Raw genomic sequence first — 18,301 nt, 5'->3', positions numbered from 1 at the left:
TCCAAATTCGGACAGCTGATTGTACGATAATGAGACATTTCTTTTCCGAGAGTCCGAATAGCTTCCGGGAGGTCCCGGCTTTCCCCCCCAACCGAGCGATGCTTTTTGGGGATGGCATTTTTGAGACGATGGTTTATATCGATGGAAAAATACGGTTTGAACGTTTGCATCAGGAGCGCCTGCTAAAAGGTATACGGGCTTTGATGATTCAATCCGAAGAACTTCCAGAGGTAAAGGCCATCGCCAGATTGGTTGCAAACCAGGTCGGAAAGACGGGAACCTTCCGCCTACGATGGACGGTTTTCAGAGCCGGACTGGGGAAATATACCCCCACAGATAATGGGTATTGCGAATTACTAACGGTGGCTCCTTTTCATCCCGCGACAAGCGTAAAAAAAACAGCCTACATCAGTGATTCAATTCGGGTTCCTTACAATTCGTGGGCAAATTGCAAAACACTCAACGCGCTTCCCTACGTGATGGCCAATCTGGAACGGCAAAAAAAGCAACAGGAGGAAGTCATCTTGTTGGACCAGAACGGATACCTGTCGGAAGCTGGAAGCGCCAATTTATTCTGGCAAAAAGAAGGCATATTCTACACGCCCTCGCTCCGGCATGCCTGTGTGGCCGGGGTAGCCAGGAGACAAATCCTCATAAAACTTCAGGAAATGAACCTTACCCTGATTGAGGGCAGCTTTCGGCCAGACGATCTATTGCAAGCCGAGCAGGTATTTGTAAGCAACGTTTCCGGGATCAGCTACTTGGAACAAATACAGGGGATTTCATTTGCTACTCAACCCGTTCCCGGGATAGCAGCGCTATTTGGTTCGTCTACGAACAGTTAAACAGAAACCTCGGCCTTTATGTGTGGGTGGGGATCGTAATTTTCCAATCGAATATCTTCGTAGCGAAAAGCGAAGATATCTTTTATTTCGGGATTAAGTTTCAACCGGGGCAGGGGCCTGCAATCCCGACTAAGCTGCAAGCGCGCCTGATCCAGGTGATTGGTATACAAATGGGCATCACCGAAGGTATGGACGAATTCCCCCGGTATGAGGTCACAAACCTGGGCTACCATGGAAAGGAAAAGTGCATAAGAGGCTATGTTGAAGGGTACGCCTAGAAAAACGTCTGCGCTACGTTGGTACAACTGGCAGGAAAGTTTGCCCTCAGCCACGTAAAACTGAAACAATAGGTGGCAGGGAGGGAGTGCCATTTGGTCCACGTCTGCTACATTCCAGGCGCTTACAATGAGCCTGCGGGAGTTCGGATTCGTTTTGATTTGGTGAATAAGATTTTTTATTTGGTCGATTTCTCCTCCTTTCCCATCGGGCCAATGCCGCCACTGGTATCCGTATACCGGACCCAAATCACCCGCTTCGTTTGCCCATTCGTCCCAGATGGACACCTTGTTTTCCTTCAGGTACGCGATGTTGGTGTCGCCTTTTAAAAACCAGAGCAATTCGTGAAAAATGGATCGGGTATGACATTTTTTAGTGGTAACGAGCGGAAACCCCTCGGAAAGGTCAAACCGCATCTGGTAACCGAACACACTGATGGTTCCGGTTCCGGTACGGTCTCCTTTCTGTACCCCATTCGCCAAAATGTGCTGTAGTAGTTGATGGTATTGTCTCATGATTGTTTTACTTAGCCGTAGTGTTCCTGGTAGTATTTCAGGTAATCCCCAGAGGTGACCCGCTGCAGCCAGGCCTCGTTATCCAGGTACCAATGGATGGTTTTTTCGATGCCGGTTTCGAAGGTTTGCAGTGGTTTCCAGCCCAGTTCCTCGTTGATTTTCTTTGCGTCGATGGCATACCTTAAATCATGCCCGGCCCGATCCTTTACAAATGTAATGAGTTTGGCAGATTCACCCGCTGTTCTCCCCAGTTTCTGGTCCATAATCTCGCAAACCAATCGCACAATATCAATGTTTTTCCATTCGTTAAACCCGCCAATATTGTAGGTATTTCCAGTCTCGCCTTGGTGAAAAAGCAAATCAATGGCGCGGGCATGATCTTCCACATAGAGCCAATCCCTGACATTTTCGCCCTTTCCGTAGACTGGAAGGGGTTTTCCCTCTTTGATGTTGTGTATGCAAAGCGGGATTAATTTTTCGGGAAATTGATTGGGACCGTAGTTATTCGAACAGTTGGAAAGTACGGTTCGAAGTCCGTACGTATTGGCATAGGCCCGCACAAAATGATCCGAGGCCGCTTTGGATGCGGAATAGGGAGACTGCGGGTCGTAAGGTGTGGATTCGGTAAAAAACCCTCCGTTATCCAGTGAACCATAAACCTCATCGGTAGAAACATGGTAAAAAAGATGCTGCGATAGATCCTTCCAGAAATTTTTTGCGGCATTCAGTAAATTGACCGTGCCCACCACATTGGTCTTTACGAAAGAAAGCGGATCGGTAATGGATCGGTCCACGTGGGATTCGGCCGCAAGATGGATCACATCGGTTACCTGAAAATCGTTAAATACCTGCTCCAATTGGGTGCTATCGTTGATATCCACCTTTGAAAATACGTAATTGGTTTTTCCTTCTATATCCGAAAGATTTTCCAAATTACCCGCATAGGTCAGGCAATCCAGATTAATGATTCGGTAATCCGGATACCGATTCACAAAAAGTCGAACCACATGGGAGCCAATAAACCCCGCTCCGCCGGTAATTAAAATTGATTTTTTCATAGCAAATTCGTTCAAACAAACTAATAAATAAATTCTAAAAACTAGTTAAATACCGTGTGCAGATTAAACCTTAAACCTATTGATCAGTTTTTTGAACCAACCCGGCCGGTAGCGAGGCTCCGCTGCATAATACCCTTCTCCGTACCTGTTTTTTTTCATGTAGGAATAATTGTAGCCATACCCGTAATTGTACCCGCCAAAATCATAGGTATCCCCCCCACTTTTCAGTCCATTAAATATCGCATAAAAATTTCTAATCTGGTCATTTGCATACAGATCATTGATCATTAATAATTGATTTTTATGGGTAAAATCATGCCTTACAATATACAGGTTTACGTCCGAAAAACGCAACAAATCCATGGTCTCCGACACCAACCCTACCGGGGGACAATCCATCACGATGATGTCAAATTCCTTTTCCAGCCTATCCAAAAAATCATTCATTTTGGCCTTCAAAAGCAGCTCCGCCGGGTTAGGTGGTACGGGTCCCGAAGGGACAACAAACAGGTTGTCGTATGCTGTGGGAACGATGATTTCATCGGCGCTATCTTTGTCGATCAGGTATCCGGACAGCCCTTTTTTACTGGAGATATCCAGGTAGGTAGACAGTTTCGGTTTCCTCAAATCCAATCCGATAATACAGGTCTTTTTGCCACTTAAGGCCATGGCGGATGCCAGGTTGAGGCTGATGTAGGTTTTGCCCTCTCCGGAGACACTGGAGGTTACCAGGATTTTTTTGCATTTCTTTTCGCTCGCAATGTAAAAAAGGGCGGATCGCAAGGATCGAAACGATTCAGACGCCAGGGACCTCGGGTGCTCTGCCACCAACAAATTGGTGTCTTTGTCACTGAAACCTATCGTTCCCAGAAGTGGAATTCTCAACAAATTTTTTAGCTGAACCTGATCCATGATTCGGTTATTGAGGTAATGAAACAGCAGCAAAAACCCGAGGGGAAGGAAAAAACCAAGTCCTAGCGCATAGGAATAATTTTGCGTCTTTTTGGGGTAAATGAGTATGCCGCGTTTAGCATAATCCACAATGCTATTATCGGGTACATTCGAAGCCTTTGCGATGCCTGCCTCTGCGCGCTTTTCGAGCAAATAGGTATACAGGTTTTCCCGAAGTTTGAACTCCCGAAAAATGGATGAATAGTTGGACTCTGCCTGGGGCAGGTTGGCAAACTGACGATCAAAGGCAGCCAATTTTTGCTGGTACTGTTTTTTCTTATTCTCTGTATTGGTGACCAGGTTTTCAATGTTTTCGAAGATGTTTTCTTTCAACCGCCCAATCTGTCGGTCCAGGGCCGCAACGTCCGGATGGGTCTCCCTGACTGCAGTTAATAGCTTCCTTCGCTCCAGGGACTGATCCACCAATTGCTGAATCAGTTCGCTGAGAAGCCCGTCCGTAATACCGATCAGCGAGGGAGCGACGATCTCTTCAAAATTGTCTGATTTCGTAAGCAGGTAATCCTTGAGGGCAGTATAATAGGCCAGTTCGAAATCGATGGATTGAATGTTCTCTTCCAACAGTTGGATGCTGTTTAGCACACCGCCAAACTCTGCATCCACATCCAGCATTTTATTGTCCACTTTGAAGCGCTGCATCCGTCGCTCGACCGAATTCAATGAATCCTCCACAATAAAGAGTTGCTCTTCGATAAACCGTAGGGCATTCTCTGAAATCTGGTTTTTTTCCCGCAGGTCGTATTCCAAAAAGGAATCCATGAGCGCATTGACATAATCGCTTCCTTTTTCTACAATTTTTGTGGTCATGCTCACCTCAAGCACCGAACCGTAATTGATCAAGGGCCTCACCTGCACCGACCCCGCATAGCTATCGATCAGGGATTGAGGCGAATGAAGCAAGAATTCATAGGTATCGTATTGGGGCGAATGTGTCGTTTGGTGCACGGTAAACCGGGCATGGTCTCCCACCACCGGTTCGCCAAAGTAAAATTCCTTGCCAAAAATATCCCGGTCCTCTTCTACGTATTGGTAACTCATGAAAAACCGATCAAAAAACATGTTTTCCCCCGGCAATAGCTGGAACGTAGAATCTGAGAGGATTTCAATCCGGATTTTTCTATTTTCCATTTGAGGGTAATCCCAGTCCACATCCACCCGAATTGGGCTATTGGTATACAGTTCGATTTCCTTAATGGTTGTGGACGCAAAATAGCTGACGTCAAAATGTACCTTTTCCAACGCTTCTGCTGCCAGGTTTTTGGATGAAAAAAGCAAAATATCGTTGGTGAGGTTTTCTCCTCCCGAAAAAATATTCGATCGATCGAGTATGCGTACTTCTGGAGAGAGGTTACTCTTGATCAGCACGCTACCTTTGACCTCAAACCGTTCTACGGTGTAACGATGAAAAAGAAACACGGCCAGCAAGCCAATCAGGATACAAAACAGGTACAAGGGCCAGTACCGAAAATACTTGATGATATAATACTTTATATCAATTGGCTTTTCCTGTTCTTCGAATTTGGACAAATCTAGATTTTCCATGCTCAAAAAATTCCTGAAGTGATCCCGTAAAAAAACATCACGGCAGTAATGATGGATAACCCCAACTGCAGACTGGCGGAGAAATTTTCCCCCGAACCAATCTGCCGTATTTGCATGGGTTGCAAATACAGAATGTCATTGGGCTGGATAAAATAAAACGGCGATGCCAACAGCTGTCTATCATTCAGATTAATTTGATGAATTTTGGTACCTCCGTCGTATTGGCGTATCAAAAACAATTCATTTTTTCGCGCCAAAATACTGGATTCACCCGCCATAGAAATTGCATCAAAGATCGTCGCCCTGTTTTTTAGGATGATTTTTGGGCCCACGCTTTGAAATTCACCCAGGGTTGTAAAACGGATGCCACCGATACGCAATCTCACCTCTACGTCTTCCTTAAAATAAACGTTAACGGCTTCCTGCACCTTGATTCGGGCAGCTTCCTCCGTTAATCCGGATAATTTGATCGTCCCCAATACGGGCATGCGTACAAAACCGTTTTTGTCAAGCGGATATCCGGAAAAATAAAATACATCCATCGCTCCACCAGCAGCGGCACCCCCTCCTCCCCGTGCACCCCGGGCAGCAGAGGCTCCCTGGTACTCAAATGCCCGAAGCAATTCCTCATCCGGAGAAGCGAAATCTATTTCCACGATGTCGTGGGGTTGCAGGACGTACTCGTAATCAACATCGGCATAGGGAATAAACTCATCCAACTCGATGGCTTCATTCCCACTAAGGTTTTGAAGGTAATTGATTCGTTTGTTGCTGATGCAGGAGGTGATCATGACAACAAACAGCAGGATACAAATCGGCCTCATTCGGTAAAAGTTCAGATTGCCCGGAGTCAAAATTAAGTAAATAGGACGGTATACAAAATTATTATTTGCAAATAATTTTAAATACGTTATTTTCTATTCAACATGCGATTATATGCATTCAACATACTCAGGTGTACGGATTTTCTGGTATAACCACCCACAACTATCCGGTACAGGTTTTCTGCGAAGTCTTGCATCCGGGCTCTTTTCACGAAGGCGTATTCCATGGCCTCCTGCAATGCCTGCACCTGCCCGACCGGGAAAACCAATGCCGATTTCATTGGGGAAACTACCTCGAGATTGCCTGCTATGTCCGAACAAATAACCGGACAGCACATGGCTCCAGCCTCTAATAATACATTGGGAAAGCCTTCCCGGTGTGACGGATGCACCAGCACATCGGAGAGCGCCATGTAGTGGGCCACGTGATCGGACCAAGGCACGTGAATAATTTTTGGATGATCGGCAATTTGGTTCATCGTCTTCCTGCTCAGGGGATTAAGTTCCTGTTCAAAATCTCCCAATAAGACCAATTTGGAACGGTCGACGATCTTCGACTGAACAAAAGCCTCCACCAGTTCGGCGATTCCCTTGTCTTTCACCAATCGTCCAACCGCCAGAAAAAGGAACTCGTTCTCTCCCGGAGAAATTCTCATCGTGGCCGCCACCAAATGGTTCTCCTGTAGGTTCCCCCTGTTAAACTGGTCTACGTCCACACCATTGGAACTTCCATTGCCTATCACGTTGATCTTTCTTTCGTCGGTTAATTTTTCGCGAAGAATGAATTCCTTCAAGGAATGGGCGTTGGGCCATACCTCATGCGCCAGGCGGTAGGTCGCTTTCTCGACGAAAAGCAACAAGGATTTTTGAACTTTCTTCCTGGATAGCAGTGGCATGCCAGCCAGGGTATGGACCCGGTGCGGAACACCGGCGGCCCAGGCAGCTACCATTCCCAGCAAACCCGCCTTGGGCGTGTGCGTGTGCACAATGTCCGGCTTCTGCTCCCGAAACAATTTGTACAGCAACCACAAGCAATGCAGGTCCCTTAGGGGCGTGATTTTCCTGGTAAAGGGTACGATCACCCGCTCGGTATGCTTCTCATTCCGTAACACATCCGGCCACTCTTTCCCGTCCGAAGCAACAGCCAAAACCTTGTAACCGGATTCGGCCATGTACTTCAACTGGTGTCTTAGTAGTAATTTTAGGGAAAGGGGAACGGTCGTGATTCGGATTAGTTTTGGCATTCAGTAGGGCGATTCGTTAAAAATGCAAATATACCTCTAATTTCGATAGGTTTGGGCGTAATGAGCGGTAACTTGCTGGAAATACTACCTGGATAAACGAGCCAATGTCTGAAAAAGTATGCCTGCGCTCCTACCACCTGGCATTCACTACTTCGCTGCAGCCCCTATTGTTATTCCCTGGATACAGGTATCGTGCGAACCTTCCCGGAATAGTCGGTTACTTCGATTTTTTCCGCATCGCGCGGAATTTCTAGCCAACGGGTAGACTGAGATAAAAACCCCGATCCATGGTACAATTCCCTGCGAATTGACCTGCCACCCGTTAGGCGAAAAACTACATCAACATCCAGCGTCTGGGGCAAAAAATACGCCGGAGAAGCCGAAGCCCCGGTTTCACTAAATGCTAACAAACGGCTTCGGTTTTGTCCGGCCAACGTTATCAGCCGCTCATCCGAAGTTTTCAACCGCACCAGGGATTTTCCGTCTCCAGGCACCAAAAAGCCACTTTCGGAAGGCAAAACGGGATCAAACCCTCCTTCCCCATCCCCTTTGAGCCACAGACCTACGAAGGCATCTTGTCGACCGCTAAACACCTCGTTCCCATAATTATTTCCAACCAGTAACACATCGGTACTACCATCCGCATCCAGGTCAGTAGCCACCATTCCGTAAACCGGTCCCACCTGCGCCAATAGCGGTAAGGGTTGCACGGAAAACTGCCCATTGCCAAGGTTTTCCAGGTAACTACTCTCCATGTAGTTGGCCTTAAGGTGCAAGGCTGAATCGAGTTCCTCGGCTGTCAAAACCTCTTGCATCCCTGCCCTTCCATAGGATTTGTAGGTAGAAAACCGTTTTCTAAACAAGGGACTCTGCCCGTACAAATCCTGCCAGAAGTGCACGGGAAATTGTTCAAAATCGCCGTTTTGATTTTTGAAATACGCGAATAAAATGGGGTCAATGCTCTGATTTTTATCAAAATCCGCAGCCAAAAGCGATAAGGGCCGCTCCTCTGTGACCTGGTAAAAGTTATTTCGTCCCAGATTGCCCACGATATAATCCATATCACCGTCAGCGTCAAAATCAGCAGCGACGATTCCATTCCACCACCCAAGTGCATCTTCCAGACCGGTATGTTCCTGTTTTACTAATTTTCCACCCGTATTTTTGAAGATGGTCACCGGCATAAATTCCCCGACCAGAAGCAAATCCACGAGTCCATCCTGGTCTGTATCCGTCCACAAGGCGTCGGTAACCATTCCAATGGTCGCCAGACCCGGTGCCAGGCTATCGGTCACATCGATCATTTTCTGCCCTTGTTTTTTCAAAATAACGCTTCTCCCCGGCAAGGGGTACTTTCCCTGTCCGGATCGGGCTCCCACAAAAAGCTCCAAAAAGCCGTCTCCATCCACGTCCGCAGCCCGCACGACGGTACCTACTTCCCGCAGGTCTGGCAGTGCATTTTCCAGCAAGCGAAAGTTGCCCTTTCCATCGTTCTCGTAAAGCCGATCCCGGTACACCTCGTTTTCCAGCCCGAATTCACTGCTCCCACTAGCGGCGTACAAATCCAGATCCCCATCCATGTCCCAATCAAAGAGCAATAAGCCCATATCTTCCATCTGGCTTTCGGAAGCAAGCGGGAAATCCTGAACCCGGAAACTCCCATCCTTCGCCTGAAAAAGTAATTGCCGTGGATAGCCCGCTGCTCCCCCCACAAGCAAGTCGTCCAGGCCATCTCCGGTGATGTCTCCTACAGCCAACCCCGGCCCAAATTGCGACAGCTTGTGTGGGAGCGTTCGCTGTACGTGATAATCCACCACATCCCGCTCCCGGTGATCGATCGCCAGACCCATCATTTCGCCTACTTCCTCCAACAGGGGCATTGCCGTATCCGAACCGGATTCCTCCGGAAGGGTTGGTTTTTGGGCATTTGCAATATCCAACGGCAACACCTGATTGACCGGTAGGTTTCTTTGTACCTGCCTGTGCCCATTGGGCCAAATCACCTCCAGGGAATCGATATTGGTTACACTTCCCAAACCAAAATGAAGTACTTCTTCTACGGAAGACATGTATCCCCGGGCAGTGAATTGCTCCCGCAGGAGGATTTGGCCGTCAGCAAGCGTAATTCGTACTTTTGCTCCCAAACCCTGCCGGTTGTCTGGGTTGCCGATAAGTTTCACTCTCAGGTAATTTCCCCTACGTTCATCGGTCTTATCATACAGTTGATTTTCAAAAACGAATGCTTCCTGATTGATATTATTGACCACGTAATCCAGATCTCCATCTAAATCCAGGTCTACATATACTGCCCCGTTTGAAAAAGAGGGTACATCGATTCCCCAGGCTTTGCTGCTGTTTTCAAAGGTGAGGTTCCCCCTATTCCTGAAACCATAATTGGGGATTTTTACCACAGGTATGGAGTCCAGTAACATTTTGGTCGTAGCCACCGAACCCAAATCAGCGCGGAAGTTGGTGAAATCCTTGTCGGTAATGTCCCTGGGATAGCCATTGGTAATCAGTAAGTCCCGGTATCCATCGTTATCCACGTCTGCCCATAAGGGGGACCAGCTCCAATCCGTTTGATAGACTCCGGCCAAAAACCCGATCTCACTAAAGGGCAGCCCGTTGCCATTGTTCAGGTGAAGCATGTTCCGAACGTACTGGTACTCAAAACCCCAACGATCGTTATTGACGTATTTTTGGTAAGAATTCTGACTGATGGTGGTTTTCATTCGAAAATTACTCTCAGCCAACATATCCAGTGTGATGATTTCTTGGAGTCCGTCGTTATTGATATCTCCTACGTCCAACCCCATGGAAAAATGACTTTGGTGACGGATATAGTTCCGGACTTCATTGGTAAAGGTGCCGTCGCGGTTGTTTAGGTAGAGCAGATCATTGGACAAGTAGTCATTACTTACATAAATATCCGGATAACCGTCTCCGTTGATGTCCGAAATGGCCAATCCGAGCCCATATCCCTCAATTTGAATTCCCGCTTGCCGGCTTACGTCTGAAAATGTACCGTCTCCATTATTTTGGTACAAGCGGTCGTTATTCCCGGCAGAGCCGTCGGTCAGTTTGTCTCGAAAAACGCCCGGAAGATCGGTTACAAGTAGGTTATTCAGTACGTACAGATCCAAATCCCCATCCAGGTCGTAGTCAAAAAAAGCAGCCGACATGCTGTATCCCATTTCATTGAGGCCGTATTTCTCGGCTTCTTCGGTAAAAAAAGGCATGCCCTCTGCATCCAGCCCCTGATTGATAAAAAGTAGGTTTGCTCGGTCCACCGAGTCTTTTTTCATGGCCGCGGATACGTACAGGTCCATCCAGCCATCCCCATTGATGTCGGTGACGGTAACGCCGGTGCACCATTTTTCGGATGCCTGGATTCCTGCACTTTCCGAAATGTCTTCAAATCGCAGGTTTCCCTGATTAATGTAGAGCCGGTTAGCTACCGCATTGCCGGCAAAAAACAAATCAGGAAGTCCATCGTTGTTAAAATCCGCCGTACCCACACCAGCGCCGTTATAGATAAATTCTTCGGTAAGAATATTGAAGGAATCGGACTCAACAATGTCGTTCGAAAACGAAATGCCCGTATGCTGCGCAGGCAATCGTAAAAAGAGTGTATCCACGTTGTTTTCCTTGCAGCTCAAAGATAGCATCAAGACACTCAGGAGAAAAAAAACGAATTGAAAAAGGGCTATCCGATTTTTGACATTCATAGTGCAAATTTATTACTTTTCATCATCGCCAACAAATTAAGCTTTGATCGGCATTGAACCGGCTTTAGGCAGGAACATCGGATCATTGATATCAGGTCAAATGCCAACACCGTGTGTAACGATCATTCGTCCTGCTCTTCTTTAGAAACCAGCCGGTCGTAAAATAAACGGATGGGCAAAAATGTGTGGCAGCAGTTCAGCATTGACCGGATTTTACCGATAGGCTGATAAAAAGAAAAGTGAGGGTGTCCCTCACTTTTCTACTATTTTCCCAAATTTCCTAAATCTAACTTTATTAATAAGCAGGATCCTGGGTAAGTGTGGGTGCTCCATCCTTAAATGAGCGCTCGATCGCCTCCAAAGGTATCGGGTAGTATTCGTGCGTTCCTTTCGTAAAGCGTCGTCCGGACAAGTAGGACCTTCGTGTACCTTCCACTTCCAGATAATCGTTCAGCACTTCTGCGGCAATACCCCAACGCTGCAAATCAAAGTAACGGTGCCCCTCCATGGCAAATTCCAGACGAGTTTCCATGCGAACAGCCGCTCGTGCCACATCCGGATCTGTCCAGGGAGCATCGTAGGTGGAAATTACGTAATTCGCAGCAGGCTCACCTTCCACAATGGTAAAGTCGTTTCGTTCGGCACCTTGAATCGCCCGTGGAACAAACCCTTCCGGATTGGCGGCGCGTTCACGGATCATATTCACCAATTCCCTTGCTCTTTCGAGATTACCCAATTCCACTTCTACCTCTGCCAGCCATAATAGTACCATACCATACCGCATGATTCGGTAATTATTGGAAGAGAGGTTCTGCCAACCTCCGATACCATGCGCTTCGGGCTCTGCTACGTGCTTTTTCGGAGAGTATGGACCCGCATAGCCCAAGTCCCGAATGAAATCCGTTTGGTGGATTTTAAATCCTTTGTAAAGAATACCAGGCCGACCCAGGGTATGGTCAATTCGAGGATCCAACGGTCCTGTATACTCCGTTTCCCAGGTAACGCTCACTTCGTTAAAATCGTCCAGCATCGGTAATCCATTCTCCGTCGTCTTAAACGCATTTACCAAATTCTGAGAGGCTTGGTAAAAACCACAGCATCCCCAGGGGTCAGTGTAGGGATGAGCCAAACCAACCCCAGCATTGGCTTTATCAGCATTCGCACTGGTAATGGCAAATTGAATCTCAAAAATGGACTCTTGATTATTACGCGTAGCTACCAAGTGGTTGTCTTCAAAGTTAGGCACCAACTCAAACTCATTCGAGTTTACAATTTGATCCAATAAAACCTTCGCTTCCTGTAATTTGGCCGTGTTGGCCTGTCCGGTGTTTTGATCCCAACCCTGAAACATCTTTGCTTTGGCAAGAAATGCCATAGCCGCCCAACGCGTGGGCCTACCTACCTCAGACTGGGAGGCAGGCAACACATTCATGGCTGCCTCAAAATCTGCTTCGATATCCGCCCAAATCTCCCGATCATTTGGCACCTTGGAGCTTTCAAGGTCATTCAATACAAAGGTCTGTTCGTCAATATAGGGAACAGCACGCCACATTTTTCGCGCCTCGAAGTGGTAAAATCCACGCAAAAAACGCGCCTCAGCAATGATTTGCTGCCTTCTACTATCCGAAATATCTTCTACTTCAGCCAGTGTGTTGAGTACGTCATTTGTTCGTGCGACACCCTTGTACACGCCTCTCCACTTGTTCCGGAGGTGCGTATTGGTCGCCTGAAAATCATAGGCTTCCAGAAATGACTGTTCTGGCTGGTCACCTGCATCTGTACCTTTGTAAGCATCATCAGAGGTGATTCCACCAAAGACCCAATTGTGGATGTCGTTGTTCCATTGCGGCTGACCGTCCAAACCAAAACCGGACATCATGGCATAGGCCCCCAATAAAAGACCTTCAACGCCATCTGCATTGGCAATCGCTACGGTGCTAAACTGTCCCTGGGGAACCGTCTCTAGAAACTCATCGCTACAAGCAAAGGTTAGCGCCCCTGCGACTACTGCTCCAACACCAATATTTCTATATTTTTTTAATAAGTTCATCGTCGATTAAATTTAAAACGTAAGATTTAAACCAAGAATCAGGTTTCGGGAAACCGGCATATAGCCCCCGTCAAAACCCAAGGTGTTATCCGTTCCTGTTTGAATTTCAGGATTTAACCCCGTGTAGCTGGTAAACGTGAGTAAATTTTGTCCTTGAAAATAAATCGAAGCATTCGACAAGCCTACCGCATCCAATGCGGTCTTAGGCAGGGCATAGGTTAGCTGGATATTTCTAAATCTAAAATACGATCCGTCTTCAATAAAATAACTGGAAGGTCTACTACTGATTTGGTCATTGGCATCCATAATTGGGGTGGTACCGGATGGATTGTTGGGTTGCCAGGCTTCATACAAGGCTCTCGTTGACCGGTTCCCCTGAAAGGTATTGAAATCAGCAAAATACCTCACGTAATTAAATACATCGTTACCAATTGAACCATTGCCAAACACGTTCAGATCCCAGTTTTTATACCCCAAATTAAGGTTTATACCAAATACAAAATCCGGGTGTGGATTACCGATGATCGTACGATCAGCATCCGTGATTTCACCGTCTCCATTTACATCTTCCACTTTAAATTTCCCGGGAGCATTATAATCTCCATAGGGAGGATGGCTATCCGCTTCCTCCTGTGACTGAAAAATACCGAGGTTATTGTAGCCAAAGAAGGATGAGATGGGAAGACCCGCCTGTGTCACCGTAACGGCCGGAACCCTGGATGTGTTGCCAAAGAAAATCGTTTCTTCACTTTCATCCAACCTGTCTACGGTGTTGCGGTATACGGAATAGTTACCCGAAACGCTGTACCTAAAATCACTACCAAGTGTGTTGTTGTACCCAATGTTCAGGTCGTACCCCTTATTGGTCATTTGACCCACATTAAATGAAGGGGCGGTAGCATCTCCGTGCGCAAAGCTAATGGGGGGCACAAACAACATGTCCGAGGTCACCCGGTTCCAAAGGTCAAATTCGAAAAAGAATTTGCCATCCAGCATCTCTACATCCAAACCAAGGTTATTGGAAGTAGTTGTTTCCCATCGTGCATCTGGATTTCCAAATCGAGCAGCATCGAAACCAATAACCGGATTTGTCGTGGACCCGTCAATTGGATAGCCTGCATTGAAAATATTGGATCGGTAGGTTGTGTAGGCGTTGTAATCACCAATGGCCTGGTTACCTGTCTGTCCCCATCCATACCTCAATTTCATATCCGAAACAAAAGGAAGTGCGTCCGCTACAACCGCTTCATCCGAAAGCCTCCATCCCAAACTGAATGCCGGGAAGGTCGCATTCCTGGAAGCTGCAAGGAATCTGGAAGAAGCATCGTTTCTCAAAATAAACTGCACCAGGTATTTTCCTTCGTAGGAATAGTTAAACTGGCCAAAGGTGGAAAATAAGCGGTAATCGGTATCCACCCGACCAAAGTTGGATGCGGTTGTGGGATCACCCAAATCAAGGTAACTCAGGATGTCGGTGGTTTGGAAAGCGAACCGCTGCCTGGATGCACCAAAGATCTCACCAAATTCGCGTATCGCCTCGGTGCCTACATAGGCATCAAATTTGTGCACATCGTTGAAAGTTTTGGACCAGCTAAGTGTATTCGTCCATACCCATTGTAAGGAGTATTGGTTTTCCGCAGTTGAAGAGTTGATAAAGTTACCCTCCACGTATTCCGGCTGAGGCCTTCCTAAAAACCTTCCACGACGATTGGTTCCATCGAATCCAAAACTGGTTTTAAAAATCAAATCTTCTGTAAAATCGTACGAAGCGTATACGTTACCAAACCCACGGATTCTAAAATTTCGGTTATCTTGTTGCCTGGCCAAAACCGCCACAGGATTAAAGTTATTTCCTAAATTGGCCCCACGACTTCCCGCAAAGTTACCCATGATATCGTACACCGGCAACAACGGATGTTGTTTATAGGCTCCGGAAACGGCGTTTTGTTCCTGGTTATTCCCAAAACCGCCCTTTCTCACATCGAAGGAGACAGACAAATTTTCTCCAACCGTCAGTTTATTGTTCAGCGCTTTAAATTCCGTATTTGCCCGTAGCGAGTAGCGGTCGTAACCGATATCGTTCACCACACCCTGCTGGTTGAAATAGTTAAGCGACAAGGCGTAACGTCCGTTTTCCGTACCGCCGTTTGCAGTGATTTGGTAGCTCTGAATGGGAGCGGACCGGGTAGACTCAGCCCACCAATCCGTATCAGCTGCTCGGGTAATGGGATAAATATTCCCTGGCTCTAAAGCGTACAAGGCCGGATCAACCCCAGGATCTCCTTCCATAGCACCGCTTGGAAACACGTAATCGGGTAGTATTACTTCTCCATTAGGGCCATACCTGTACTGACCGTGTTCCGTACTTCTCCCCGCATAGGTGTTTGCCAAAAAGATGTATCGTCCAAGTTCCTCTGCATTCAACGCCTCTGGCGTTCCGTCAGGGGTTTGGGTTCCATAAAAGGAGTTTACAGAAATTGTAGGTTTCCCTACTTTCCCTCGCTTTGTTGTGATAATGATTACGCCATTCGCAGCCCGCGATCCATAAATAGACGCTGCGGACGCATCTTTCAAAATTTGAATGGTTTCGATATCATTGGGATTGAGGTTACCCTGATTTTGGGTAGGTACTCCGTCAATCACATACAAGGGGTCGTTGTTACCGATGGTGCCAAAGCCCCGAATCCGCACCGTTGCATTTCCGCCGGGAGTGGCATCGTTAACAATATTTACCCCTGCAGCACGACCTTGTAATTGTTGCGCAAAGGTAGTGGCAGGAATTTTCAGCAATTCCTCCGAGTCCACTGACGTTACCGCGCCGGTAATTTCTCGACGAGACTGAGCTCCATACCCGGTAATCACCACTTCATCCAGACCACTAATGGCCTGCTCCAGCTGAATATCGAGAGAACTCTGATTTCCAACTTCAACCTCTTGGTTGATATACCCTAAAAAGGACACGACTAACACCGCATCGCTCCCAGGAACAGAAATCGTAAACTGACCATCGATATCCGTCACCGTGCCGGTGGAAGTACCCTTTACCAAAACAGCCGCCCCGGGGAGCGGATCACCAAAATCATCCGAAACTACTCCGGATACTTCTCGCTGGCCAAACACCATCGCCGTGCTTAACACGCCAACGAGCAAGGTTAACAAAACAACTTTGTAATTTTTCAGCATATGTGTAAGATTAGGTTAATAATTGTGTAATTGCTATTGTGACCCACCGAACGTGGAATTTTTCAACAAAAGAATAGTAACAAACCATTAAATGGCATGCATACGAAAACAAAAAACGTAAATAAACTTTACAAGGGAGAAAATCAACACTCAAAAAACTGGTAGGTAATAAATAAATACCGAGAGTGGAAACCGGTGAAAACCGATGGTCTTTGGGCTGTTTTGGTAATCATTTTAAATTAGGTTTAATTGACTCGAATAGGCTTGAGCTAACGATATAACCGAATAGCTTTTATAAAGTTTTTAAGTTTACGAATTTTTTATTAAAATAGATAGAAAATCGTAGAAATTAACAGGGAACCCTTTAATACGTTGGTTGATTCAGTTGAACCTTCCATTCCCTTCGTTTCCCATGTAAGCTCCCCAAATAATCGGCGTCTCGATGGCAACCTTCGTTTTAATGCGGTGAACGCTCATGCCGTCGAAAGCGTATTCCTTGGTGGGGTTGGTACTATGACAAAAAACGATATCCAAATTCCCATCCCCATCCAAATCTCCCAGCCATGGAGTAGACGCTATATTTTGCCCATCAAGAGGCACCTGAAGTTCAAATTTTTTATTTGTTGAAAAATCCACCAGAAAAAGGGTGTTTTGATATATTTTTTTCCCTTCCTCCGAGAAGCTTTCGTAATTGACGCTGAGCAGTACTTCATCCAACCCATCGCCATTTAAATCGACAACTACCGGGGAGCTGGATTGAAAATATCCCAAGGTATCGGTTTGTAGCATCTCTCCACTCGCCCCGTCCAACAGGCTGTGTTTCGAAAAGCCCAGGTTTGGCCAGGTGCCTATAGCGGAAGTAACATAGACACCAGGTGTATCTCTGTTTCTAAAAAACCCAATTGCGGGTGTGCTGTAAATCTCGGTACCTTGAATCGCTGTTTTCCATAGTAATGCCTTGCTTTTTCCATCAAACGCATACACGTCTCCATCTACCGAGGCGGCCACCAAATCTTCCCTGCCGTCCCCGGTGAGGTCCACCCAAACCGGGGGAGCAATAAACCCTTTGCTTTCGTTTGATGCTACTTGAACCGCCCTTGAAAGGTTTCCTGCCAATACATCTGCTAACGTACACAGGTAAAGACTACCGCCTACCGTTTCTCCACCCGTGCCAAAAGCAATCGCTACTTCTTCACTCTCCAACCCGCTTGATAGAACCGCAGATAAATAGGTCTCTTTGCCATCAGGCATTGGCGCCTCCGATAATATTTTACCCGTTTCGCTACTTATTACCAAAAGGTGGCCTACCGGTCGATCTTCATCGAAAGGTTGCTTCAAGACATCGCCTCCGTTTGCTACCAGAACATCACGCAAACCATCCCCATCCTGATCGGGTATTAACTGAGGGTTATAGAAATTAAAGTACTTTTTTCCGATGGTTGCCTTGTCTACCAAATCCGAGAAGTTCCAAATAACTTCTCCGTTAACTCCATTTATTGCCTTAAAGATTCCATTTCTGCCACTGATCAGTACGTCATTCACACCGTCTTGGGTAATGTCGTGGAATAATGGCGATCCAAACACCTGATTCTCCGCAGCGCTTTTCCAAATCACATCGCCTGTTTTCCCGTCCAGGGCGGTAACCGCCGTATCGGATTCTTGAAACTCTTGCCGTCCCGCACCCAGTACAATATCGCCAACACCATCCTTGTTTAAATCGGTCACTCGTGGTGAAGAAAAAGATCCAACCCCATCTAAAGAAGCAGACCAACTGGGAGATCTTTCAATCCCGTAGTAAATTACCCTGTAGACGCTGGGATAACCGGAGGGACTAATTAGAAAATAACTGACAAGTGCCAAAACAACTAACAACGTACCTGTCAAAAATACGATCCATTTTCTACTTTTTACCATCATTTTTTTTCAGCAACTCGCTTGTAGGCATACTAGCCGCAACGAATACCACACGAATTAAGACCTACCACACTCTCCCAAACGGTACACACGCACAAAAAAGCGTTGATACGACCACTTATTGCGGGAACGACGTAAACCCTTCCGCATTCA

10 protein-coding genes are annotated in these 18,301 nt (G+C 46.7%); 1 reads left to right on the top strand and 9 read right to left on the bottom strand.

From position 1 onward, the window contains the following. Window positions 1-29: 29 nt before the first annotated feature. Window positions 30-845, top strand: coding sequence for an aminotransferase class IV (locus GCU44_RS16140; protein WP_154857678.1), 816 nt, complete (start codon window positions 30-32; stop codon window positions 843-845). Here the strand turns inward: GCU44_RS16140 and GCU44_RS16135 are convergent. From GCU44_RS16135 to GCU44_RS16095, 9 genes are all read right to left on the bottom strand, one after another. Beyond that, on the bottom strand, window positions 842-1,636 hold the full coding sequence (locus GCU44_RS16135; RefSeq protein ID WP_154857675.1) for a thymidylate synthase: 795 nt from the start codon (window positions 1,634-1,636) through the stop codon (window positions 842-844). The two genes, GCU44_RS16140 and GCU44_RS16135, sit on opposite strands and share 4 nt — an antisense overlap. Before the next feature lie 11 nt (window positions 1,637-1,647). Then, window positions 1,648-2,694, bottom strand: a complete 1,047-nt coding sequence (gene rfbB, locus GCU44_RS16130; protein WP_154857673.1) for a dTDP-glucose 4,6-dehydratase — start codon at window positions 2,692-2,694, stop codon at window positions 1,648-1,650. Between the two features lie 63 nt (window positions 2,695-2,757). Next, window positions 2,758-5,205 carry a GumC family protein gene (locus GCU44_RS16125; RefSeq protein ID WP_154857671.1) on the bottom strand — a complete coding sequence of 816 codons (2,448 nt, stop codon included), beginning with the start codon at window positions 5,203-5,205 and terminating at the stop codon, window positions 2,758-2,760. 2 nt (window positions 5,206-5,207) lie between these two features. After that, window positions 5,208-6,029, bottom strand: a complete 822-nt coding sequence (locus GCU44_RS16120) for a polysaccharide biosynthesis/export family protein (protein ID WP_154857669.1) — start codon at window positions 6,027-6,029, stop codon at window positions 5,208-5,210. A gap of 86 nt (window positions 6,030-6,115) precedes the next feature. Next, on the bottom strand, window positions 6,116-7,273 hold the full coding sequence (locus GCU44_RS16115; RefSeq protein WP_154857667.1) for a glycosyltransferase family 4 protein: 1,158 nt from the start codon (window positions 7,271-7,273) through the stop codon (window positions 6,116-6,118). Between the two features lie 170 nt (window positions 7,274-7,443). Continuing rightward, a complete protein-coding gene (locus GCU44_RS16110) occupies window positions 7,444-11,001 on the bottom strand; it encodes a VCBS repeat-containing protein (protein WP_206670851.1) in 3,558 nt (1,185 codons plus the stop codon). 295 nt (window positions 11,002-11,296) lie between these two features. Next, the gene (locus tag GCU44_RS16105) at window positions 11,297-13,051 is read right to left on the bottom strand and encodes a RagB/SusD family nutrient uptake outer membrane protein (protein WP_154857665.1); all 1,755 of its coding nucleotides are present in this window, start codon (window positions 13,049-13,051) and stop codon (window positions 11,297-11,299) included. Window positions 13,052-13,063: 12 nt separating this feature from the next. Continuing rightward, window positions 13,064-16,234, bottom strand: a complete 3,171-nt coding sequence (locus tag GCU44_RS16100) for a SusC/RagA family TonB-linked outer membrane protein (protein WP_154857662.1) — start codon at window positions 16,232-16,234, stop codon at window positions 13,064-13,066. 381 nt (window positions 16,235-16,615) lie between these two features. Then, window positions 16,616-18,151, bottom strand: coding sequence for an outer membrane protein assembly factor BamB family protein (locus tag GCU44_RS16095; RefSeq protein WP_154857643.1), 1,536 nt, complete (start codon window positions 18,149-18,151; stop codon window positions 16,616-16,618). Window positions 18,152-18,301 lie beyond the last annotated feature (150 nt).

Origin of the sequence: Cyclobacterium xiamenense (assembly GCF_009467825.1) — a bacterium.
Classification (GTDB): Bacteria; Bacteroidota; Bacteroidia; order Cytophagales; family Cyclobacteriaceae; genus Cyclobacterium; species Cyclobacterium xiamenense.
This window is presented reverse-complemented; position numbering and strand designations above follow the sequence as displayed.